Source organism: Flagellimonas sp. CMM7 (genome assembly GCF_021390195.1).
GTDB lineage: Bacteria > Bacteroidota > Bacteroidia > Flavobacteriales > Flavobacteriaceae > Flagellimonas.
Map to the genome: position 1 here is coordinate 1,259,695 of NZ_CP090003.1, position 24,849 is coordinate 1,284,543.

A 24,849-nucleotide genomic window follows, 5' to 3' on the forward strand; every position below is an offset into this window, starting at 1 on the left:
ATTAGCTGTTTTTTAATTCGCTATGGACATCTTCATATAGTTCCAATACATTCTTCGCCATAGTTTCCCATGAAAAGTGTTTTGCTCTTTTTATTCCTTTTTCCGCCAAAACTTGAGCCAACATTTTATCTTCTACCAAGGTTCTTATGGCAGTGGTAATTTCTGATGGATTAAAAGGATCAACCATTAACGCGGTATCTTCTCCGGCCACCTCTGGCATTGATGACGTATTTGATGTAATTACGGGAACTCCACATGCCATTCCTTCCAGAATTGGTATTCCAAAACTTTCCCGTAATGATGGGTACAGAAATACAGTACATTGACTTATAATTGCGGGCAAATCTGTATTGGGAACGTATCCCGTTAAATGAATCAATGGTCTTATTTCTTCACCTTCAATAGAAGTTAAAAGTTTTTGAAGCTCTCCTTCATCATAATCCAACATTACCAGTTTATACTGATTAGGATACGCTTTATTGAAATCTGAAAATGCCTTTAATACCCCTTTGGTATTTTTCTTAGGATCTGTATTCCCAAGAAAGAAAAAGAAATTATCCGGCAATGCATATTTATCCTTTATGGTCTTTAAATTACTTAGGTCTGTCACCTTTTTAAAATGAGAACCAACACCATTATAGATAGCGGTCAATCTGTTATCCTTAAATCCGAAATGATTGTTTATACGTTCCTTTTCGTAATTGGAAACCGTAATAACCTTTTTGCTTTTCCTAATCACTGGCGGCACAAAATACCTTCGGTACATATTACCCAATTTCTGATACCATGTCCCTTCTTTTTTAAAAACACTTATACTTTCCAAATAAATAATATCATGCAAGGTGGTTATGAGAGGAACTTTGGAAAATAATGGTCCTGTATTGCTGGTACAATGTAAAACATCACAACCTTCTTCATAGGCAGCCCTTGGTAATGCTAACTGTTCCCAACCTGGATAACCCCATTTAGATTCTAACTGTACTATTTTGAAATTAGGTGCATTGGGAATACAAGTGTCATCAAAATCGGGTTTTACAAAGACCACATATTCATTTTTATGGTCAATTTTCTGAAGGTTTTTAATAAGCTCCAGAGCAACCATATCCATCCCATGTTTCTTTTTCCTGAAAAGACGTTGTCCTTCTATTCCTATTTTCATTTGCTGTTATTGACTATTAACTGTACCGTGCTCGGTATGAATAAATTTTTTATTGGCTCCTTTTAGTTTGAAAAGAGATAAAAACATGAGCAGAAATGCCTTGGGCAAGGCAAGTATGGCCTGCAGTGTTTTTGAGTTGTAAAACTTTTGGGGAATAGCGAAAAAGAATGCAAGTGCAGTCAGCAATAAACTTATATACCAAAAAGAAGCAGGTACTGCCAAAAAATTAGTTGGCAAAAACAGATTTATGACTAAATAAGCAAAGGAAATTACCACTACCAATCCTAGTAACAATACTCTTGGAGGGGATATCATTTGATATACCTTATCAAAAAAATCAATATTACCTTTTGTAAATAGTTCCTTTAACCCTGGGAAAAAATATCTTCCAAAATATATAAACTGAGCTGAAAGCCAGCGCTTACGTTGGTTAGAAAACACCTCTGATTTTTGGACTTTTTCATCCAGCACCAAAGCATTATTCAAATATTCAATCTTGGTTCTGTTCTTTAGTAATTTTAACTCCAATTCTTTATCAAAACCGCCAACAGCATTAACATTGGCCATGGTATTCTTAAAAAAGTAATAATCAAACGCCATTCCTGATCCTATTAAGGCTGATGACAAACCAAGAACACGATGTCCTTTCCTAAAAATATGATTGTTAACCTCTTCGCTGATTGCATCCAATATTGCAAAGGAGGTATTTGTATTTTTTGCTGCTCTATGTCCTTGAACTACCTTGTATCCTTGATTGAAAGACGTATTTACTTTCTCAATGAATCGGTTCTCCATTATATTATCTGCATCCAGAATCAAAGCCACATCATAGGCATCGCCAATAACTTCCATAGCTCGATTAAGTGCTTTGGATTTTGTGCTTTTCTCAAAAGAAACTTCAACCAGTCGAATTGATAATTTTCTAAGCTCGTTCAAGGTTTTTTCCTGAAAGGAGTCGGCAATTATGACAACATCGTAGAGTTCTGATGGATAACTTTGCTGCAACGCACTTTTAGCCACCTCAACAATTACATTATCCTCTTTGTATCCAGGAATCAATACCGCAAACTTTCTTTGCTTATGGAGTATTTCATTCCGTTTTCTTGCTTGAAAAAGTCCAGCAAAAGAAAAAATGAATACATAGATGGATGCAAATCCAAAATACCCTATTAAAAGGAATTCAAGGCCATGTATTAAAATTTTGAGCACATCCATCTATATATATTCTTAATAGCTATCACTACCCTTCTATAAGTTCTTTAATCGATGTTTCTTTTATAAGATTGTCAAAATATTCAATGGTTTTTCCAAGACCAGTTTGTAAATCAACACTGGGCTTCCAATCTTGTAATTTTTCTTGAGCCAGCGAGATATCCGGCTTTCGTTGTGTAGGGTCATCTGCCGGTAAGGGCAAGTGAATTATTTTAGACTTTGAGCCTGTAATTTCAATAATGTTTTCTGCGAGCTCCAGCATAGTGAACTCCCCAGGGTTTCCAATATTGATTGGGCCTATAAATTCATCTTCCGTTGCCATCATCTTAATCATCCCATCTACTAAATCGCTTACGTATTGAAAGCTTCTGGTCTGCAACCCATCACCAAAAATGGTGATATCTTTTCCTTGTAATGCCTGCATAATAAAATTGGAGACTACTCTACCATCATCGGGTTCCATTCGGGGTCCGTAGGTATTGAAAATTCTAATAATTTTCACTAAAACATCATTGGAATTATGATAGTTGACAAAAAGTGATTCTGCACATCTTTTGCCTTCATCGTAGCATGACCTTATTCCTATAGGGTTTACATGGCCCCAATAATCTTCTGGTTGAGGATGTAATTCTGGATCTCCGTACACCTCACTTGTTGAAGCTTGAAGAATCTTAGCATTTATTCTTTTGGCCAATCCCAGCATATTGATTGCCCCTAAAACAGATGTTTTTATTGTTTTTATAGGATTATGTTGATAATGCACTGGTGATGCTGGACAAGCCAAATTATAGATTTCGTCCACTTCCAAAAAATAAGGCAGTGTTACATCATGTCGGATTACTTCAAAATAAGGGTTATCCATTAAATGGACTATTTTACTTTTTCTTCCAGTGAAGTAATTATCCATACTTACCACTTCATTTCCCTCATTCAAGAGTCTTTCACACAAATGAGAGCCCACAAAACCTGCACCTCCTGTTACTAATATTCGTTTCATAGTATTCTTATTATATGTTAGCGGTTTCTACTTCTGTATTTTTAATAACCTCCCTACCTATACTGTAATAGGTAAATCCTTGTTCGCTCATTTCCTCAGGGTCATAAATGTTACGCCCATCGAAAATGGCTTTGTTGTTCATCAATTTTTCTAAAATTCTAAAATTGGGCATCCTAAACTCTGACCACTCAGTAACCACAATCAAAGCATCTGCATCAATAATGGCGTCGTACTCATCTTTTGCATATTCAATCTTATCTCCCAAAATTCGCTTGGTTTCTTCCATGGCCACGGGGTCATATGCCCTTACCGTAGCACCAAGTGCTTTTAATTGCTCAATGATAACCAATGATGGTGCCTCACGCATGTCATCTGTTTTTGGTTTGAATGCCAATCCCCAAAGACCAAATTGTTTGCCTTTTAGGTTTTTTCCAAAATGGCTCTTGATTTTATCGACTAAAACAGATTTCTGTCTGTAATTAACACTTTCTACCGCCTTCAACACCTCCAATGAGTGGCCGTATTCATCCGCTGTTCGCACCAAGGCCTGAACATCTTTTGGAAAGCAGCTACCTCCGTAACCCGTTCCAGGGTAAATGAATTTATTTCCAATTCTGGAATCGGAACCAATACCTTTTCTAACCAAATCTACATTGGCCCCAACAAGTTCGCACAAGTTGGCAATGTCGTTCATAAAACTAATTTTGGTTGCCAGCATGGAGTTAGCGGCATATTTTGTCATTTCTGAAGAAAAAATATCCATAAATAACAATGGGTGCCCATTCATCAAGAAAGGCTTATAGAGTCTATTCATCACCTTCTCGGCACGTTTGCTTTCTATACCAACAACTATACGGTCCGGTTTTAAGAAATCTTCAACTGCACTTCCTTCTTTTAAAAACTCTGGGTTAGATGCCACATCAAAAGGAATACGAACATTTCTGTTCGCCAATTCTTCTTCAACGGCCGCTTTCACCTTATAAGAAGTTCCAACAGGAACAGTACTTTTGGTAATAATTACTTTGTAATCTTCCATATGTTGGCCTATTTCTCTTGCAACACCCAATACATATTTTAAATCTGCACTGCCATCTTCGTCTGGAGGTGTACCAACTGCTATGAAAATAGCATCACTATTTTTAATACCTTTTTCCAAACTTGTGGTAAAGGAAATTCTCCCCTTATCTATGTTGCGTTCTAGAAGTAAATCCAGACCTGGTTCATAGATTGGCACCTCGCCATTCCGTAGTTTTTCAATTTTTTTCTCATCAATGTCCACACAGACAACGTTGATTCCTGTTTCTGCGAAGCAAGTACCTGTTACCAAGCCTACATAACCTGTACCTATTACTGTTATATTCATAATTTAAAGTGTATTAAAAGGTTGATTTTCTATTCTAATTATTATCTCACATACCAATCTAAATCCTGTGTTCCTCCAGAATTGGCCCAATTGACAAACTTTGGATATTCAATATTTATTGGAACCATTTCCTGTGGGGGAACAAAATCATCAAAAATGTTCAGAGCCCACGGTAGATTTGTACTGGTTTTATAATATCTATTTTCAGATGGGTTACTATCGTCACTTGAGGTCCCCAAAAAACCAGCTTTGCTTGTTGGCTCAAAATCGGGAAGATGAACCTCCTTTGCTCTATCTCCATTGGAAATCAGGAAAGGATTAAATGGAACAGACCCTAGCTGCTCATAGCTTACAGGTGTATTAAAATCGATGACCAATTGAATAGTATCACCTTCCATTTCTATAACATTACCTGCAACAAATACAACAGTTTCATTGGCCGCAGTGCCCGATTCTGTTCCATTTGCATTTAGGCTTATAAAGTCTGCATTGATAATCTGTCCCTGAACACTTTCAATTGTAGAGGGATCGATTGGAAAAGACAGTCCAAAACCATTTTGAAAAGCTCCACCTATATTATCGATAATGAAAGTTCCTTCGATACTTGTTACTTGATTTGATGCATTGGTAATAAGGTTGTAACTGTAGGAAACAACAAGATCATTAAAATCATAATCCCCTTGGCTTGGCCACAAATCTTCATAAGCCAAGACGCCTGAAAGGTTTTCACTTGGCGAAAAATTATTGAAGGCTTTATTAACGTCAAAAGGAAAATCGTCCAATTCATCATTTACTCCATCCCCATCTTCATCATTGGCAGGGATTAAAGCAACTACATTGGTCAATTCTATTGACTCAACTGGGTTAGCACGAGCATAAAAAACCGCATCATTAAAATCTTCATCTGAATTTTGATCTCTTCTTAGGTCTTCAAAGGCTAAAAAATTGATTTCGCGAGTGCTATCATAAAGTTGTACAACATGCGTATTCAAACTAGAGGACTCTGGATTAAAGCTAGGTTCTGAATAAAAAATATTGATACCATCTCCTACTCCAGATCCATTCCATCCATTGGACACAACAAACCAAGATATTACCGTATTTGGCTGAAAACGACCTAAAAGGACGCGATCACCTGGTACTAATCCGCCGGAAGAACCTACCATGGAAACGTTAGGAAAAATGATGTTATGTGCTGTAATTTCGTCCACAGAAGCGGGTTCTTCTCCAACTGGATATGAATAATACCCCAAAGCATTTCTATATCCCGCTCCTTCTGAAACAAAAGTTACCCAAACATCTGCAAGATCAGTAAGCACCATACTGGTCTCACTGCTATTTGATAAAAATTGTGGATTGGCCTCTGGGACCTTACTTCGCTCAGGAAGTGATGCGTTAACATCATCCAACAGATTCTGTTCAATTACATCTGGAAGCTCCATTTCTGAAGGGACTCCTTGATTATCAAAACCGCTTAAATACGTATAGGAAACTTTCCCAGTAATATTTGAGATTCCCTTATTGGCCTGTAACAGTGTTTTTCCTTTTCCTGATGTAGATCGTTCATACAATGGTCTATAATCATATGAAACCGAACCATTTTCAACTGGCAAACGAATATCTTTTGTTAATCCTATATAATCGGAAATAAGAAGCAGACTATCAACTTGTGCCTGAACCATAAAGCTTTCTTCAAAATGACCATTTGCATCAAAAGTTGCACGTCCAAAGGAAATACTATCCTGTGCTCCTACCTTACTATAAAGAGAAAATACAGCTCCACTTAAAAAGGTTGGAACATCTAGAGTTACATCGATTGTTCTACTAGTAGCATAATCAAAACTGGCTGAAACGGTAAAATCACCCAAAGGATTCTCCTCTTCATCATTATCATCATCTATTACAACTGTGTCCTCTGTTGGTGGGCCCAAGTCACTTTCGCTTACACAACCTGCATAAACAAAAAGAATCAAAATAAGAACCGTAGTTTTAAAAACTTTAAACATTATTGTAGGTTTAATATATTTTGTAAATATTATCCTACATTTTAATAAAGAAAAGTATTTGTTGTAAAGCACTGGATTCGTGTTGTCAATTGGTGACAACCATGTATCTAGTTCACGCTAAAAGTCTTATATGATACTAGCTAGCAGTAGTTTTGTTTGTCAAATTCCATGAAATTGCCCTCCAAAATGCCCTCAAATGTTCAAACTCTCTTTTTATAATAAACACTAGCGTGTTTTTAGGTATTGAAACAAAGCACTGAAACAATAAACTGATAAACAGTTGGAATGGTTTAAAGTTTCTTCTTGCAAAGAGGATTCTGTTTCTTGAAATGTAATAGGTTTTCAAAGGACTGAATTTTCCTGTTGAAACCGATTCTTTATGAAGAATGTGTGATTTTGGTTGGTAGTAAATTTTATAGCCAGCTCTTTTTACCATTTCGGCCCAGTCATGTTCCTCGTAGTACAAGAAATAAATCTCCGTCATCATTCCCACACTTTCAACCACACTTTTTGGAACCATCATCGCAGCTCCATGAATGGATTGTGTTTCTCCGGCTTTATCAAAATCCCCATCATCTTTTTGATGATATCCTATACTGTTGTTGCGTATGGTCCAATGGTTCATCGGGGTATACCCTGCATATTGTATTAAAGTGGGGTCCCAATGAAATTTGATCTTTGGGCTTACCATTCCAATAGTCTTATCTTCTTGAAGTGTTTCTACTAGTGGCTCAATAAAACCTTTAGGAACTATGGTGTCATTGTTTATAAAGAGCAAATAATCTCCTTTGGCTTGTTTAATACCAAGATTGTTACCTCCTGCAAAACCCAGGTTTTCCTTACTTTTAACAAGGTTTACTTCAGGGTATTTTTCCTTTATGATATCTGGATTGTCCTTGGGTGAAGCATTATCCACCACAATGATTTCATAATTTGGATATGTTAATCCTCTAATGGATTGCAGTAAATCTAAAGTAACTTCAGATTCATTATAATTAATGGTTATTATTGATACAAGTAGTTTCATGTTATTTTGTGTCTTATTTAGGATGTAGCCTCTAACGCTAGTTCAGCTTCTTTTCTCTCTATAATCTTCTTGTCCAATTTTGGGGCTATGAACATAAATACCATCCCAGCATACATCAATATGCACGTTGGAAATTGTCCAAAAATTCCATTTCCGTAGGAAGCGGCCATTATCCCAAACATACCGCATACCAAGGCAGCAATCTGTCCTTTTAGCCAGCCGTCCCGTATTTTGTACATCACATTGTAAGCCCCTGTAATCAATGTAAAAAAGAGTATAAACAAATGCAGATAAAGGCCAATAATTCCGGTATCTGCCCAAACAGCTACAAACCAACTATCTGTTGCCGTATTTGCTAAAAAAGTATTTGGAGAAAAGCGTTTTCCCCAATTTCCCGTGGAACCTATACCTCCGCCAAATGGCCTTGAATTCAAGTATCCCTTTAGCTTAGCTTGATTTTCCAATCGAACTTGCAGTGATGCATCATTGGGATCAAAAGCGGTTCGCATTCTACGTATTTGATCATTATCATTGCCTATGGTAGTGTACTTGAAGAAAACAAAAATGCTTATTCCAGCAAGTACTCCAAGAACAATACTTGGCATGTGTTTTCTTATGATTATGAACATCATCCCTCCTGCTGCCGGGACCGCAATTGCTCCACGAGTTCCAGAAATCATCATTCCCAAAAGCCCTGCTAGGCAAACAATAGCGCAAAAAATCTGAAACTTTTTGTTCTTTGCAAATAATGTCAACACTCCAAACACAACACCTGCATGGCCCTGTGCTGCACCAAACTGACCTGCGTCTGAATAAAAAGAAAATATTCTAAGTTTTCCGAAGAGAATATGGGTAACATCTCCTCCTCCATCTAACCATGCTTGTTCAAAAGGATCAACTCCAAAGATTAATTGTTGCATCCCCTTCATTGTTGCCAAAAGGGACAAAATACCCCAAATAATAAAAAACAATTGAAGGTCTTTTGGCTTGTCGAATAATATAAAGACCAGAGGGATAAACAACCACATGTATAGTGATAACCCCCTCATAGCATAGAACCATGCTGCTATACTAACAGCCTCTGGATTTACTATTTGAAATATTGCATAGCCAAACCAAACAGATGCCAAAATAGTAAGTTGAGAACTCGCCTTATTCCATGGTACTTTTATTCTGAAGGCCTTAAAGAATAATGCCAAGTACATCAGCACCATTAAACCATCCATAAGCAATCCCCAAGTCATAGGAACATATCTACCAATCCCCAATACAAAAAAATTGAAGATAAGCACCGTTACCACACCTATTCTAGGGTTCACAAAAAGAGCTCCCAAATACACTACCGCAAATGGGATTATCATAACACCAATACCTGCTACCAAACCTTTGGTTGCGGTCAAGTGAGCCGTAGTCAACACTACGGACAAAAGCATTAAAATAGGCAATGGTTTTTTTAGATAATCCGACCCTTGTGTGGTTTCAAACGTATTCATTAGCCCAAATGCGTTTTAAGGTTTTTCAAGAACAGAACGCTTTCAGAAACTATTTGACTACTTTGAATTTGAATCTCCTTCTTCAGGTAATAGAATCCTAGAAATATTCCCATTACTGTAAACAATACTGTTCCCATTGCAACCGCAACCAAGCTTTTAAATACAAATACCGCCAAAAGATTTAGAATGATATTTGCCGACGTCATCACCAACACTTTATAAAGATTCAATTTTGGTTTATTGATGCTATCCAACAAAACTCCTGTAAAGCGATCTATGGGCAATAACATTATGTAAACCGTAAATACTCGAAAAATTAAGGTTAGTAAAGGCAGTGAGTCTTTGTATTCATTTCCTCCTAAGAAAAGCACCATATATTCAGCAAAGACAAAACTTACCATGGCCACTGGAAAAAACAGTAGTGTGATAATACCAACATAGGAAGAGAAAATTCTTTTAACCCCTCTCAAATCTCCTTCAATGGACTTCTTGGACATTCTGGGGTAGGCAGTCATAGCAAAGCTGTGCAATGGTATTCCCAAAAGATCTGTCAATTTTAAGGGTATGGCATACATGGCAATACCTGCGGAGCCTAAAATTGGGCTCATTCCAATGATAAAAGTATCCGAACTTTTCAATAAACTGGAACTTATTAAGGTGCCCATAGAGTATTTACCAAAATTTATCAATTCTTTTTCTATGGCCCTTTTGGCATTTTTTAAATAGGAAAGCCCATCCCAATTTTTGATAGAGCACCAAACACCAGAAACTGCATTAACCGCAATATTCACCCAAACAATTTCTATGAGACCAAGTTTTAGCCACCATTGGTTTAAAATGAGAAACAAACAGAATAGCCCCACATTTGACAGTCTTACCACCATCATTCTTTTAAAATTCTGTTCTGCCTGAAAAAGCGACATGGCATTGTTCCAACTTAGGTTGGAAAGTGCCAAAAAAGGATAGTAAAACAAGAACAATCGATACCCGTTGTTAATTTCTAGATTGAAAATAAGCAGAGTCACATGGCCACCCCAACATAGGAATGTCAATATTCCCAAGAGCTTAAGATTTATTTTAAACGTTGACCCTAGTATTTTTCTTTGTTTTTGGTCATCTGCTCCAGATAACAAACGTACTGAAGAGGTACGTGTGAGTCCAAAACGTAAAAGATCCACAAAAGTGGCCAAGGTGATAAACAAGACCCATTCGCCAAATAGCTCCTTGCTCAATTGCCTTGTCAACAACATAAAACTCACCAATCCCAAAAAGGCAACACTTACGTTTGCCATTAATGAGGAGAGGTTTTTTTCCTTGCTGATATTTTTGAGTCTTCCCAACATTAGGCTACTGATTCTTTAGTGAAAAATCTAAACTGAACTATCTTTTTTACCCAAGTACGAATCAATGATCTTTTCTTTGGTAGATCACCTACTACGGTTTCCATTTCCAAAACCTTCACCCCGTTAAGAATAATTGATGGTTCAGGCCCGGTGGTAGCTTCTTTAAATAAATTCAATGCATTTTTGTCCGCCTCGCCCCAAGCTCTGTTGGCCCTGGTTACTAAAAAGGTGTAATCCATGGTTGAAGCCAGTTTTACCGGAAAAGGGTTTTTTATAATACTTGGAATCTCTAAAATGATAAAATCAAAAGTGTTGAAATCAGAAATGATATTATCCGAATCGAACTCTTGAACATTTGAAATTTTATAAAGCTTATCGCTTACTGTATAGATAATTTTATGATAGTAATCTCCGGTCAATCCAAGGTCTTCGTCATCATAGGTAACATGGAGTATTTTATAATCAAGTTCACATAATTTGGCAATCAAATGTTTGCAAATGAAGGTTTTACCCTCATTTTCTTGGGTTGAAAACAACATGTTGATTACCGGTTCACTTTCCTTTTCCTTTTTATATTGATTTAGTATTACGTTTCTTGAAATGGCATTAACTGCTTTGTTTCTCAGGTAATCGTAATCCAATTTTTTATTCTTTTCACTTATCACAGGGAAAATAGAGGACACATTTAACTCAATTTTATCCTCTGCTCTTTTTGCAGTGTTAAGATTTCCATCCAAAAGCTCAAGAACAAGTATAGTAGCAGCCACCAAAACAAAACCAACCATCCCCGCTACAATAACTAAAAGCATACGCTTACTTGGTTTTGGGTTAATAGGGAAAAATGGGACTTCCGTTAGTTTAATGTTTGATTTTAACTCTACATTTTGTTGACGAAGTTTGGCGAGCCCAAGACTATGAAGTAAGCTTAAATACTCTCGCTCCGCGATGTCAATTTTACGTTCTAATCTTTTCATTGTGGCTCCAAGTGGGGAAAATTCCTGGTATAATCCTTTAAATTCCATTCGTTTTTGTTCCATCACCTTCAACTGTGCATTATAACCTTCATAATCAATGGTGTTCTGCAGCCAGTCTGAAAGTACACTTGTAGATGCTATACTTTTGGTATCGTAATCTGTGGTATACAAAGTATCAATGTGAGATGCCAACTTATTCTCCAACTCATTTATACGTTGCATTTTTTCAGAAACTTCTTTGCTTTCTTTTTCACGCTGGACAGAATCTTTTGTCATTCCCAAAGTTTTCATAGAGACCTGAAAATTCAGGGTCGATAGTTCCTTCCTAAGTTCCATAATGCTTTGACTGGAAATACGCTTCTTTTCATGGGTTTTCAACTTAGATTCTAATATGCTCAAAACTGCTTTGGCCGCTTGAAACTTTCTTTGGACTTCAAAATATTTAATTTCAAATTCTTCCTTCTCCGCAGCTAAATGTTTGGTCTGTTCATAATAGTTGATAATGTTGTTGGTTCTATTGAAGGTTAAAAGTTCATCCTCTGCTCCTCTTAAATCAACCGTGGATTTTCCCAACTGACCTTCAAAATATTTAACTACGGCATCCGACTGGTTTACTTTGATATTTGCATTCAATTGCACAAAAACCTCACAAAGGATTACCAATGTATTTTGACAAATTGCTGGGTCTTCAGACTCAAAATCAATATCTACAAAATCACTGTTAGAAATGCGTCTTATACCTACTTTACCCGAAATTTTTTCAATACTATAATCTGGGTGATCCAAATTAATTAGCTTGTAGATATAGTTCGTGTGGTTCGACTCTTTTAGCCCTATAAAATTTTCATAAGTCTTTTCTACATCACCTCTCACCACTAGTTTTTTAACCTCTTCTGGAACATCTTCCATTAGATCTTGATATTTGTCCCTAGAAATAATTTTAATATCTGCACTATCCAAAGCCATATGTTGCGCAAACAGCTTTAGACCAACAATTTCCATTGTGGTTCGTGCTTTTATTAAGTTGAGTAGGTTATCATAAGCTGTATTGGTAGCCCTAAAATCAATTTTGGTATTCTCCAGTTCTATGTTGGAGCCCGTAGCAATTCCGGTATAGATTCTAGCTTTTGAATTATAGACTTTAGGTTCGCCCTTGGTCATATAAAAAACCAGGGATGCCAGGATAATTGGCATTGCCACGAGCAACCCAATATGTCTTAGTAAAAGACGAACGAAAAAAAGTAAATTAAACTTCATTCTTAAATATTCAAATCTGCTCCGATAATGCTTTCCAGAGCCATTATTGAAGAAATAAATTCTGAGCGTTGTAGTTCAAAATTCATTGTTGCTTGGTTCATCATTTGTTGCAAACGCGTATACTCGGTAACGTTGATCACACCGTTTGCAAAATCTTTTTCTGCCCTTATGGATTGGATTCTGAAGTTGTCCACAATAGACCCCGAGATAAAAAAGAGTCGATGCGTTTTGAGCAAATCATTATATAGCTCAACAACTTTTTGTTCCAACTCCATTTCGGCAACTTCGGTTTCAAATCGAGCTTTTTTAGCTTCACCCTTTGCACTTTTTATTCTTGCACTCCTGTTCACTATTGCAGAAAGAGGTAACCGCAAAGAAACACCAACATTATACCTACTTTGCTCAGTGGAAAAAAGGGTCTGACTCCCCGGATCTCCTGCAATTTGCTGGTTACTCAGGTTATCAAAAATCCCGTAGCTATAACCTGCTTCCAAATTGATGTATTCTAACCAGGCCCTTTGTTCCGCAGAAACAACCCCATCTCTATATTGCTGCTCTGAAACAGTAACTTTTACAAAGGGAGAATGAACCTTGGCCATATGGACAAGTGTATCTATTGGAGGTAATTTCTTGCTGATGTCATTCTCCTTTAGCCCTTTGTCTATGAACTCATTGATAGATTGACCCGCTACTGCCTGTAGTATGAAAAAAACCAATAAAAAGCCCCAAAATTTCTTCATTACACGTTCTCTTTTTGAAAAACTGCTCTGAACGTTCTAAGCACTATCCACATGTCAATCAAAAAAGCATGTTTGCTATTGGCGTATTCTACATATTTTACATCCAAACTTTTGCGTTCTTCCGGAGACATTTTGGAACTTCTACCCCTGGCCTCTACTTGCCAAAGTCCTGTAATTCCAGCTGGTCCGTTAAACCTATCTGTCCATTCATCTGTAGTCAGCACTTCAGCTTCATACAACGGCAAAGGCCTATTGCCCACAATGGACATATCTCCTTTAAGAACATTGATCAATTGTGGCAATTCGTCAATGCTCAACTTTCTTATAATCTTTCCAACTTTGGTTATTCTAGGGTCGTTATCAAACTTTACAAAAGCACTCTTAGCACTTTCTTTACGTATGCTGTTATGAAGATTTTCGTCCACTTCATCATCATCTCCAAAAAGGACTGTTCCTTGTGGTTTATCAGATGCCTGCTCAATGTTTTCTTCATTGGATTGTTCTACATCCTCATGCACATATTGATTTAAATGCTGAAACTCCTTTAGACGCTTATCAGCATCTGGATACATGGAGCGTAGTTTGTAGAAGTCAAAAATTTTATATCCTGTTCCTACTCTTTTTGAAATGTAGTAGACCTTGCCTTTGGATTCTAACCTAATAGCGATAATAAATAATATTAGAAACGGAGAACCCAACAATAATGCAAGTCCGGCTACAGAGATATCAAAAGTTCGTTTCCAAAAACCAATCTTATACTTTTTGTCCGAATCTTTTGGAGGCCCAATTTTCTCTTTTTTTAAGTTGACTTTAAGTTCTTTTAAAAATTGAACTCTATCTAAGATATTTGTTATGGAAAGTGGTTGTACATAGAAATCATCTATTCCACTTTTAACAGCCTCGGACAAGTCATTTTTGTTTCTATCCTTAGCCACTAAAATGAATGGAATGGAGCTACTGTCAGCGAACTTTTCCTTCAAAGTTTTATGAAACTCTATACCAGATTGTCCTGGAATCTGCTTTTCGCAAAGAATGGCATCCACATTTTCATTTTCTTCCAACCATTTTATTGCCAAAAGGGAATTCTTCGCAATATGGAAATCTACTTTTTGGTCGCAGTCCAGAAATTGGTCCACCACTTTTTGATTTGTTCCCACATAAAGAAGACAAAGTTTCTTATCCGATATTACTTCCATAATTCTTAAGCCCGTATAAGTAGTTTTTCTACCCTGATTAACAGTTCTTCCGGATTAAATGGCTTTACCAAATAATCATCTGCACCCAATGTTAAACACTGAATACGATCTGCGCTACTGTCTCTACAACTCAATACAATAATTGGAATGTCTGCAAAATATCCGCTTTCTTTTACCTTTTGAATAAGTTCAAAACCATCCATGTTTGGCATTTCCAAATCTGTAATAATCAAATCTGGAATATTCCCTTCTTGCATCCATGACAATGCGGACAAACCATCTTCTTTTGTGGTTACATTGTACGATTGTCCTAAAAACTGCGATACCAATTCGCTTAGCGATTGTTTATCATCTACTACTAGAATTTTCATTGTTTTTCCTTTTTAAGTTTTGTAGTACTTAACATTATTGAAAAGTAGGATAAATATTACCCATTAATAATTCTATGTTGTAAAACCTAGGCAGCATGTTGTAAGCAGCTGTTTATTGGTAGTAACATTTTACCAAGCAATAGCCAGTTAGGTTCTAAAAAAAGTTGCTGTTTTTAAGGCTTTTAAGCACAAAAGCCCATGACCAAATTATATTGGTTAAATGTGAAGTGAGAAATTAAAAAAGAAGAAGTGATTTAGAAAGAAAAAAACTGAAGCAGTACTCTTAAACCTATTGTGCAACTTCCTCTGTAATTAATTCTTTATAGGTTTCTTCCATTGATTTTTTAGCAGGCATAAACCTTTCATTGCAAAATGGAAATGGTTTTGCAGGGTCTCTTTTTGGGGGCAAAGCTGTATACACATCAATGGGTATATATTTGAATTTTCCAACATTATAGAGTTTAATCGCCAACATGCCATCATCACATCCAGATACAGCTTTTAGATCCGTTTCATAACCAATAGGAAGAATGGAATCTCTGCGGACGGCCATACAAACTGCTCTTATGTGTTTAATTTTTGTGGTAAAATCCTGTGACAGCTTCCACCTGAAATAAATGTTTTTTAGTTTGTTCCGAAACTTCATTTTGGAAGAGAGTTGAAAATCATCTTCGTAACTTTTTGAAACAGAATAGCAAAGTACAAGGTCTTTGTCCACAAAAAAAGGAAGAGCCATTTTATCTACATAGTATGGATCATATATAGAATCTGGATCCATGGTACATATGATTTGCCCCTTCGCCTCTTCTAATCCTCTTTGTCTTGCATAGGTTATTCCTTGCTGTTTTTCACTAACAACTTTGGCCCCCAATTGTTCAAGAATTGACAAACTTTCATCATCCGCATTATTTTCCACAAAAATGACTTCATAAGGAATAATAGTCTTAAGATTGGCTAAGGAGTATATATGTGCAACCAAAGTTTCCTTTGCTCGGTAGATTGGTATAATCAGACTTACCGTTGGCTTTTTAACAGCACCCAACAGTTCAAAATACACAGTCAACTTAGTAAAGTCATCATCATTCAAGCTTTTTGGTGTTGCTCCAAAGTAAGGTTTATAGGCAGTAACTTTCATTTTTTTAACTCCTTTTGGTTACAAAGATCAGACACGGTCAGAACTGAGAATGTAATTGGTTTTGGTAGTATTCATGATTTCTGAAATACTCCTGTTCTGTCTTCCAATTAAAGAGATCACCTTATTTTGTTTTACAGATTTTTGATAAAGTTTTTCAAAAAAATGGGCAGCCGCAGAATCTAACATGGTTACTTTTTCTAAGCTAATCACAACGTTTTCATTTCGCTCCAAGATGGAATCAAAATATGAATTCAAAGCACCCACATGTTGTATGGATACTTTTCCTAATATTTCAAAAATCCCTCGGTTCTCCCTTATTTCTAATGACATATGCTAAAAGATTTAACTATTAAACTCCAACCTATTTAACATTTTCAAAAAGCGTCTATAGTAGTAACGCAAAATGATTCATAAATTGTAGTATTTTTCTTTCTTTTTTATAAAAGATTCAATCGTTGCATTAACTCTGGCCTGTTAGATCTACTAATTGGAACAACACTTCTTTCTATTAAAACACTATTATCTTGTATGTCGATTATTTGAGTAAAGTTTATAATAAACGAACGATGAATTTGGAGAAACCTGCACTCTGGCAACTTTTCTTTTATTTTCTTAAGTGTTGAGTGCACTCTGTACCTTTTATTCTGTGTTTGTATCTCTATATAATCTCCTTTTGCTTCTATTAGCAGGATATCCTTGAACTTTAGTTTTATCAATCTCCTGTCTATATTGATATAAAGGTCTTCATCCTCATTCTGGGCTGCACTTATTTCTGTGGATTCATTTGATACTTCACTAAATGTATTTTCAAGTTTGGATGCGCATTTTTGAAAACGTTCAGAAGAAATTGGCTTAACCAGATAATCCACTATAAATTCATATTCATAGGCCTCTATGGCAAAATCTTTATCCGATGTGGTCAACACAATTTTTGGCGGGTTGCTCACTGTTTCTATAAAATCAATCCCGGAAAGCTTGGGCATATGAATATCCAAAAAAATTAAATCTACTTGGGTATGTTTTATAAACTTAAGCGCTTCCAATGCATTTGGAAACTCTGCCACTAACTCCATATCTGGAATGGTTTTACAAAGTTCTTCCATAATGGCTCTTGCACTTGCCTCATCATCAACAATTATACACCTCATCTTAAGCTATCTTTAAAATAAATTCCTCAACGGATTTTAAAATATCATTAAACTCCTCTTTGAGCTTTATATCACCATACTTTAGGTCTTCTTCATATTTAACAGCAAGCTTATACCCATTATTAAGTCCAAGAATACCTAGTTTGTGTTTTATCTTATGCACAACCTTTGCTGCTTCTTCAAAGCTATCACGCTCTAAATTTTCTACATATTCGCTTTTCTCCTTTGGAAATTCCGTCTGGATAATCGTTAAGAATTTCTTTTCAAATTCCTCATTCCCACCTGAAATTTCCTTTATATAATCAAGATTTGGTTTCTCTGTCATTATGGTTATTTTTTATTGTAAAAAAGAAAGTTGTACCCATACCTTCTCCAGAAGAGAGCCAGATATCGCCTTTATAATAATTTATAATTTTCTTTACCAGCGCAAGGCCTATTCCTGTAGCTTCCGAGTTATTTTCAAGTTTTTTAAACATATCGAAAATACCTGCTTGCAAGTGTTTGGGAATTCCCTTCCCATTATCTGTTACACTAAATAGCCAACCGTCCTTTTCTTCTTTTACGTCTACAATCACTTGTCCATATCTTCTATCCTCAGTGGCTGTAATTGCGTTGGTAATAAGATTTTTGAACAGTTGCTCCAAACGGTATTTACCGGTATATATTTTAGGTAATTTTTTGCTCTTTTTTATCTTGACGTTTTCGGGAACAAATACAGTTTGCCGTATTTCATCTATCAACAAATTAATATCTATCATTATGGCACTTTCTTGAATAGAGTCTATTGTTGAATGCCGAAGAATCCCATCAATTAAACCATCCATTTTAGAAAGGTTTTGAAAAATAAGCTGTACGTTTTCCTTGTTTTGTTCTTTAAATCCTTCCTGTCCATCTTCGAACACCCAACTCACTAAAGAATGCACATTTCTTATTGGCGATTTTAAATCATGGGATACCATATGCGCATAGTTGTTCAATGACTCATTCTGCTGTTCCAGGTTTTTCAGGAGCATGTCTTTTTCCGCTGTTATCTCTACAAGTTTATGTGCCTGCTTTTCTATATCCTCAACTAATTTTTGTGGATTAAAATCCAGTACACCATTTATACGATCACTTGTTTTGTGTTGCATTGAGGCAACGGCCTTACTTAACGCATCCAATACTTTTCGTTGACTTTCTGCTTCTTTATGCAACCTTTGATTGGCCTGATACAATTCTTCTGAGCTCAAAGACGTGGCCCTCTGAATCATTTTTAACTTTTCATCAAAGTCTGAATATGATCTGCTAATGGAATTAAAGAACGTCTCTATTTCCGGGTGCTCTATGAACTCCTTAGGAAAAAATTTCTTTATTTGTCTTTTAAGCAGAGAATGCATTTATTCGCTCAGTAATGTTAGGGTCATGGTTTGGTTGTGCAATTGGCACTCATTTTTTCCTGCAAATGGCGCCATCTCTCCATAGGAGTAAAATCCTGTGATTTTTGCTTGGTCCCCTACAATTTCAGCAACTTCTTCAATTTCATCTTCGGTTCTTTGATCGAGCACTAATTTTCTACCCACGCAACTTACCAATATGGCCAATTCTGGTTTGCTCTTTCTATCTCTCATGGCCAAGACCGCAGCGTTTGAAGCTCCTTCTGCTATATCGTCCACTGTGGACATCATCAATTGTACTTTAGCGTTCATTGGCACATCACCGGCCAGAATCATTGAGTTTTCTGCTTCGTCTATATTAAGAATAGTGCGCACCAATGGTTCGGATTCATCATTCTGTTGAACAGTCAATGGATACAAAAGGGCTGCTTTTGGTAGCTCATCGGCCTTATCTCCTAAATACATTTTATAAAGATCCAGTGCTGGTTTTCCATCAATCTCAAAAAGTATGTTTCCTTCAGATTTGGTAATAGTTCTCTCAGGACCAAATGGTGTCCATCCTCCAAAATTTGCATAAGAGACTTCAAAGTCTCCGCCATAAAAACCGATGGCCACTACTTCACCTTGCTTTGGGTTTTCATTGTAAGAAGTCAATGTTTTTTCAAACCGAGCTCCATCACCACATAATCCTCCAGTAATGGAGGCATTAAACCCTTCTACAGATTCCAAACCTTCAATTAAATCGCTTCCATTTACAAAACTTCCATCGGAAACAATAAACATGTGCTTAAGCTGATTTTGGTCAAATTTATTTGAAATAGCCAAACCCAATTTCTCAATATTCTCATGGTTTGACACGTTTTCACTTACTATATTAAAGCGAGTTTTTTCAAACTCTATAGCTGTTAATGTTATGCTTTCTTCATACACATTGGTTTCCATAATCTCTCCGGAAGTAGACCCAAAAACAAGATGTCCTTTGGGGTAGAGTTCCTTTACTTCATTGAACAAATCTTTGGATTCCAATAAATATCTATCTCCAAATATTAAAACCAATGGCTCTTTTAAGGGTTGGTTTTCACTAAACTCCCATGACCCTCCTTTTAATCTTTTTGCTTGATTTATTTTCATTGCTTTTTGTTTTTATACATCTTTTTTAAGTGAAAAATAAAATGTAGTTCCTACTCCTATTTCACTTTCTAACCAGACTTTCCCCTCATACCTATCAATAATTTTTTTAACTATTGAAAGTCCAATTCCTGTAGAGCGTTCATTGCTCCCTATAGATTGGAAAATCTGGAAGATTTTTTCATGATATTCTTTTGGTATTCCTACTCCATTATCTTTTACGCTAAATTCCCAATGTGCGGAGCGCTCTTTGTAATCTATCTCTACCAACCCGTCCGGTTTATCAATATTTACAACCGCATTGCTCAAAAAGTTTTGGAACAACTGGTGTATCTTGGTTTTATCAGCTTTGATTAACGGTAGCTTCTTTTTGGTTTTTATGATGACATTTTCTGGGATATAAATGATTTCTTTAATCTCATGAATCACCTCATTTACGTCAACTTCCGTGTGATCCAAAACATCATTGTTAACGGTGGAATATTTTAGAATTCCACTAATTAGTTTGTCCATTCCCTCAATTTTCTCCTGCATCATCTTTAAATTATAAAGGCCATTTTCATCCAAAGAATCTTTATAATCATCATAAAGCCATGTAGCCAAAGCACTTACACTTCTTAAAGGCGACTTTAAATCATGTGAAACTATATGGGCATATTCCTGTAATCCTTTGTTACTTGTTTCGAGTTCCTGTAAAAGGTTTTCTTTTTGAAGTTCAAGGTGTTTCTGGGAAGTAATATCCAGATGAATTCCTATAGATCCAATCACATTTCCTGCATCATCAAATCTTGGAGCACCACTGACCAACCAAAACCGCTTTTCTCCGTTGGCAATTTTTACAGCCACCTCATAAGAATCCGAAATTCCTTCTTCTTCTTTCTGGTTTTGTTGCTTCAGATCATCTGTTTCATCACTAATAATAGGAATAGCTTCATAGACATTTTTTCCAATTAATTCATTGGCAGAATACCCTACCATATCACTAAAACTCTGATTGATCATTAAAATATTGCCATCGCTACCCACCTCAACAAGACCAAGATTCATATTTGCAATAATGCTCCCGTACTTTTCCTTTTGAATCTCCAAATTCTTTCGGTAGTTCTTCCGTAAAGTCACATCATTATAGCTCCATAAATGACCTTGATACTCTCCATTGCTGAACAAAGGAATATAGTCTCGCTCAAATGTTCTACCATCCAAGAGTTCCATTTCATCTGCCGTAACCACTTCTCTTTGACCAATAACATCATCTATTCTTCTTAGAGCCGAATCTGGTTCTAAGAACATGTCTTTGTATTTGTGGGTGGATTGTTCGCTATTTATTCCTTTAAGTACATCTGGGGAAACGGCAATTCCAAAAAGGTCGCAAAATTTTTGATTGGCCAAGACAATTTTCCTTTCCTGATCTTCCAATAGAATACCTGTCTGAAGGTTTTTTATCAAGGTTGTCATCCGTTCTTCCGATGCTCTAAGTTTTTCATCAGAAATTTTTTCCTGTGTAATGTCCTCTATCATTGCAACATTATACTCAACATCTCCTTTTCCATCTAACAGAGAACTCATAGATGTTTTTCCATATAAGGTGTCACCGTTCTTTTTGCGGAATTTGCGAATTATAGAGAATTTCTTGGTGTCGTTTTCTAAGCTCTTTTGCAAAAGATCATCATACAAATTGCTGTCCTCTAAAGAAGAAATCTCATCCAATGATAATTTTTTAAGTTCAACTTCAGAATACCCCAACAGTTCAATAAAGGACTTATTTGCCTTTATTATTTTATTCTTCACAATCAATAAAATTCCCAAAGAGGAATTTTCCACAATAATATCTTGCTGCCTTTTTTGTTTCTCTAAAAGTTGTTTTATCTCAATCTCTTGGGTGATGTCCCTTATCACTCCTTGTGCGGCTATAGGGCTTCCACTTTCATTATAAATGAGACTTGCATTTATGTTTACATATTTTTCTTCCTGATTTTTTGTGATAATCTTTGCTGAATAATTTTTAAGAACACCCACTTGCAACAAGGTCTGAAACGATTCTGCCGTGTATTCTAAATAGTCTTGATGTACTATGTCTGAAAGACAGATTTTTTCTTTTGTATGATCATATCCCAAAAACTCCTTGGCAGAGGTATTCATATTGATCACGTTAGACATTAAATCCATGACCACATAAGGATCAATAATGTTAACGAAAGCATTATCTATGGCAGTTCCACCGTCATTCAATAAGGTTTCTAGGCGGCCATTTGCTTCTCTAAGGTGCAAAGAAGCATCATAGAGCTCCTTTGCTTTATTTTCCAGCAAACTCTCAGCAGTCTTACGGGCCTTTTTCTCCCGTAACAAAGCTCTTTTTAAAATGGAAACTTCATTGTTATCCATTTTGGAAGATCGCAAACCTGACTTCTGTTCCGTTTTCATTTAATAGTTTATAATCTACTTTTACTGTTTTCTTAAAGTGTTCAAATGTTTTTACAATTAACCCATGCGCCAAAGCATAGAGCCCTCTTGAAGAACTGTAAATCATTTCAAGTGAATTCTCTGTTTTTGAAAGTATTTTAAATTGAGGGAGTTCCGCATCAGGGTAGAGTTTCTTTACATGTACGTGAATATGATCTTCAATACAGTGAAGAAGTCCAATGGGGGTTCTGTAACTAGAAACCACTTCTGGATGGGCTTCTACAAGTCCCACAAATAGATGATGCCCAAAAGAATACAATAAATCCTCATGGGAAATATCCTTTTTCTTACTGAGTTCGGAAATCAAACTCACCATCTCATTAAAGTCATAAGTACCTACGGACGTATATGCGCCTCCAGAAGGAAGGTCACAGTTTTCCAACAGCGAATCAACGGTCTCTAGTCCATAAATAGACTCGACCATTTCCATAAACTCAGTAAAAACAATTCCTTTCATAATAAAGAATATTATGATTTAAAAGTAGGAATTGTACTACTTATTTAAAAAAAGAATGTTGTGAAATAGAGAATTTTGTTAGGCTTTGACCAGCTCGCTAACCTCCCAGTAGTCAAAAACTTTTTTCAGCTTAGACTCGTAATCCTCATATTTTAAAGGCTTTATAATATATCCTGCTATTCCAATCTCAAAGCATTTTAATAAATCAACGCGATTTTCCGATGTGGTCAAAATAATGGTAGGCAAATACTTAAGTCTATCATCCGCCTTTAAAATGGAAAGAAATTCAATGCCGCTCATTCGTGGCATATTAAGATCTAGAAGGATAATATCCGGCAAGTTTCCTCCTTTCAAGAATTCCATAGCTTCTTCTCCATTTTTAGCTTCGGTAATCTTGTGTTTGGACTGAAACTTAGAAATAGCTCGTTGCAATTTCATAGTTTCTATCATATCATCTTCTATGAACAGAACATTCATGACACTTTGGATTTAGTATACAAAAGTCTTAAAACACTTTAAGAAAAGGATTACAATTTAGTTAAATGAGAATAAACTATCGACGAATGGTAGAAATATTTCGGCTAAATATCAATAATTTTAATAGGTTGACCTTAAAGAGAGTGCAATTGCTCTTTTAGTTTCTTGGTTAACCCTGAAACTACTAAATCATAAGAATGATTTACAAGTTCTATGATCAGGTTAGGCGGAAGGTTTTCCAAAAACAGGGTATTCCAATGTTTTTTGCTCATATGATAGCCCGGTGTAATATCTCCATCATACTCCTCTCTTAATTCTATTGCTCGCTCCGGGTTACACTTAAGGTTACATTGAGATGGGATTCTTTTTAAGGGTAATAAAGCAAACATTTTACCCATTACCTTAAACACCAAAGTATCCTCATCAAAAGGAAACTCTTCTGTCACACCTTTTTTACCAATGCAGAAGTTTCTAAGTTCTTCAACATTCATCCTTATATCCCATTTGAATCATAAACAATTACCTTCTCCCAAAGATCCTTGCATTCTTCAATAAAGATTAAGTGAGCTTCTTCATTTTGATACCCTTCTTGTGCCTCCGGAGATTCAAATGTCACTATTAAGGAATAGGTGAATGAGCCATCAACTACATCCCTAATTGCTTTTGGTGGCGTGCCAATAAAATTCGTCTTTGCGTATTTAGAATTTTTAAGAAAGGTCTTTAGAGAGCTTTCAAATTTAGCCCTATCTGCTTTATTATCTGGGTTTTTAAACCAAAAATAAACGGTATGTGCAAAAGCTGGGTCAAAGGTTTTCATAGTGTCTTCAGTTTGTCCAAAACTTGTAGTTGCTACTACAAAGATTAATAGTAAAGATATAATTCCTGTTTTCATACTTATTTATTCTTCTAAAAGGTTTTTTTCTCTATTTGTGATTTCCAATGCTGAATAATCTAAAGTCCAACCAATCGTTTCCACAATTTTTTCAACCAACAGCACCGCTTGTAAAGCCTCTTTTCTTGCTGTTATCATTAAGCCACTTTCCGGTATTTTTTGTTTGATGTGTTCTTTGGCCTCCACATTCAGTTTGGTTAAATCATCTGGGGAAAAGCTATTGAACAGTCCATTTTTAATATCGTAAAACTGAAGGTCCGGTTCAATGGATAAAATTTCTGGTTCCGGAAAGTCCGCAAGTATGATACGCTTATTTTCATTGTCGGCTTTCAAATTCAGCTTCTTTAGATCGTACCCAATATGCGCTTTGGCCTTAACCACGATCAACGCTTTTTTCTTACTACTTAGAAGACTCATAAACCCTTCTTTAGTATTTTCATAGTGATAAATCTCAGCAAAATCTCCTTCTACTGAAATCAATTTGCATACACTCTGTATTTTATCCAACAACACTGTGGACTGTTGTTTGGTGAGCTCTTTGCTTTTTTTTCTTCTAAACACAGAGAACAACCAATACATTAGTATCGCTCCTAGTATAAGACCCAAAAAAGCTTCTATAGCGCTATCCATGTTTTAAATAT

24 protein-coding genes are annotated in these 24,849 nt (G+C 36.0%); all 24 read right to left on the minus strand.

Annotation, left to right across the window (positions count from 1 at the left end):
• Position 1: 1 nt before the first annotated feature.
• A complete protein-coding gene (locus tag LV704_RS05725) occupies positions 2-1,159 on the minus strand; it encodes a glycosyltransferase family 1 protein (protein WP_163421304.1) in 1,158 nt (385 codons plus the stop codon).
• A gap of 6 nt (positions 1,160-1,165) precedes the next feature.
• Positions 1,166-2,374: a glycosyltransferase family 2 protein gene (locus LV704_RS05730; RefSeq protein WP_163421303.1), complete on the minus strand. Its 1,209-nt coding sequence runs from the start codon at positions 2,372-2,374 to the stop codon at positions 1,166-1,168.
• Positions 2,375-2,399: 25 nt separating this feature from the next.
• Positions 2,400-3,368: a UDP-glucuronic acid decarboxylase family protein gene (locus LV704_RS05735; protein WP_163421302.1), complete on the minus strand. Its 969-nt coding sequence runs from the start codon at positions 3,366-3,368 to the stop codon at positions 2,400-2,402.
• Positions 3,369-3,378: 10 nt separating this feature from the next.
• Complete coding sequence (locus tag LV704_RS05740; protein ID WP_163421301.1) at positions 3,379-4,731, minus strand: UDP-glucose/GDP-mannose dehydrogenase family protein; 1,353 nt, start codon at positions 4,729-4,731, stop codon at positions 3,379-3,381.
• A gap of 41 nt (positions 4,732-4,772) precedes the next feature.
• Positions 4,773-6,737 carry an LruC domain-containing protein gene (locus tag LV704_RS05745; protein WP_163421300.1) on the minus strand — a complete coding sequence of 655 codons (1,965 nt, stop codon included), beginning with the start codon at positions 6,735-6,737 and terminating at the stop codon, positions 4,773-4,775.
• A gap of 136 nt (positions 6,738-6,873) precedes the next feature.
• Positions 6,874-7,764 carry a glycosyltransferase family 2 protein gene (locus LV704_RS05750; RefSeq protein ID WP_163421299.1) on the minus strand — a complete coding sequence of 297 codons (891 nt, stop codon included), beginning with the start codon at positions 7,762-7,764 and terminating at the stop codon, positions 6,874-6,876.
• Positions 7,765-7,781: 17 nt separating this feature from the next.
• The gene (locus LV704_RS05755) at positions 7,782-9,257 is read right to left on the minus strand and encodes an O-antigen ligase (protein WP_163421298.1); all 1,476 of its coding nucleotides are present in this window, start codon (positions 9,255-9,257) and stop codon (positions 7,782-7,784) included.
• Positions 9,257-10,549, minus strand: coding sequence for an oligosaccharide flippase family protein (locus tag LV704_RS05760; RefSeq protein WP_163421297.1), 1,293 nt, complete (start codon positions 10,547-10,549; stop codon positions 9,257-9,259). Before LV704_RS05760 ends, LV704_RS05755 begins: the two co-directional genes overlap by 1 nt.
• Before the next feature lie 50 nt (positions 10,550-10,599).
• Complete coding sequence (locus LV704_RS05765; protein WP_163421296.1) at positions 10,600-12,831, minus strand: hypothetical protein; 2,232 nt, start codon at positions 12,829-12,831, stop codon at positions 10,600-10,602.
• 2 nt (positions 12,832-12,833) lie between these two features.
• Entirely contained in the window at positions 12,834-13,571 is a 738-nt protein-coding gene (locus tag LV704_RS05770; RefSeq protein WP_163421295.1) for a TolC family protein, read from the minus strand.
• The gene (locus tag LV704_RS05775) at positions 13,571-14,767 is read right to left on the minus strand and encodes a sugar transferase (RefSeq protein ID WP_163421294.1); all 1,197 of its coding nucleotides are present in this window, start codon (positions 14,765-14,767) and stop codon (positions 13,571-13,573) included. Before LV704_RS05775 ends, LV704_RS05770 begins: the two co-directional genes overlap by 1 nt.
• A 5-nt stretch (positions 14,768-14,772) precedes the next feature.
• A complete protein-coding gene (locus LV704_RS05785; RefSeq protein ID WP_163421293.1) occupies positions 14,773-15,138 on the minus strand; it encodes a response regulator transcription factor in 366 nt (121 codons plus the stop codon).
• A 289-nt stretch (positions 15,139-15,427) separates the two neighbouring features.
• Positions 15,428-16,273, minus strand: coding sequence for a glycosyltransferase family A protein (locus tag LV704_RS05790; protein ID WP_163421292.1), 846 nt, complete (start codon positions 16,271-16,273; stop codon positions 15,428-15,430).
• Between the two features lie 27 nt (positions 16,274-16,300).
• Entirely contained in the window at positions 16,301-16,603 is a 303-nt protein-coding gene (locus LV704_RS05795) for an STAS domain-containing protein (RefSeq protein WP_163421291.1), read from the minus strand.
• A 107-nt stretch (positions 16,604-16,710) separates the two neighbouring features.
• Positions 16,711-17,421 carry a LytTR family DNA-binding domain-containing protein gene (locus LV704_RS05800; protein ID WP_163421290.1) on the minus strand — a complete coding sequence of 237 codons (711 nt, stop codon included), beginning with the start codon at positions 17,419-17,421 and terminating at the stop codon, positions 16,711-16,713.
• Between the two features lies 1 nt (position 17,422).
• Positions 17,423-17,746: an Hpt domain-containing protein gene (locus LV704_RS05805; protein ID WP_163421289.1), complete on the minus strand. Its 324-nt coding sequence runs from the start codon at positions 17,744-17,746 to the stop codon at positions 17,423-17,425.
• Positions 17,724-18,797: an ATP-binding protein gene (locus tag LV704_RS05810; RefSeq protein WP_163421288.1), complete on the minus strand. Its 1,074-nt coding sequence runs from the start codon at positions 18,795-18,797 to the stop codon at positions 17,724-17,726. The genes LV704_RS05805 and LV704_RS05810 overlap by 23 nt, the downstream gene beginning before the upstream one ends.
• The gene (locus LV704_RS05815; RefSeq protein ID WP_163421287.1) at positions 18,798-19,925 is read right to left on the minus strand and encodes an FIST signal transduction protein; all 1,128 of its coding nucleotides are present in this window, start codon (positions 19,923-19,925) and stop codon (positions 18,798-18,800) included.
• 12 nt (positions 19,926-19,937) lie between these two features.
• Entirely contained in the window at positions 19,938-22,343 is a 2,406-nt protein-coding gene (locus tag LV704_RS05820; RefSeq protein WP_233782152.1) for a PAS domain-containing sensor histidine kinase, read from the minus strand.
• Complete coding sequence (locus tag LV704_RS05825) at positions 22,297-22,839, minus strand: heme NO-binding domain-containing protein (RefSeq protein WP_163421286.1); 543 nt, start codon at positions 22,837-22,839, stop codon at positions 22,297-22,299. Before LV704_RS05825 ends, LV704_RS05820 begins: the two co-directional genes overlap by 47 nt.
• 78 nt (positions 22,840-22,917) lie before the next feature.
• Positions 22,918-23,316: a response regulator gene (locus LV704_RS05830; RefSeq protein WP_163421285.1), complete on the minus strand. Its 399-nt coding sequence runs from the start codon at positions 23,314-23,316 to the stop codon at positions 22,918-22,920.
• 134 nt (positions 23,317-23,450) lie between these two features.
• Complete coding sequence (locus LV704_RS05835; protein ID WP_163421284.1) at positions 23,451-23,807, minus strand: MmcQ/YjbR family DNA-binding protein; 357 nt, start codon at positions 23,805-23,807, stop codon at positions 23,451-23,453.
• Between the two features lie 2 nt (positions 23,808-23,809).
• The gene (locus tag LV704_RS05840) at positions 23,810-24,208 is read right to left on the minus strand and encodes a Dabb family protein (RefSeq protein ID WP_163421283.1); all 399 of its coding nucleotides are present in this window, start codon (positions 24,206-24,208) and stop codon (positions 23,810-23,812) included.
• 6 nt (positions 24,209-24,214) lie between these two features.
• Entirely contained in the window at positions 24,215-24,838 is a 624-nt protein-coding gene (locus LV704_RS05845; protein WP_163421282.1) for a DUF4230 domain-containing protein, read from the minus strand.
• Positions 24,839-24,849: the final 11 nt, after the last annotated feature.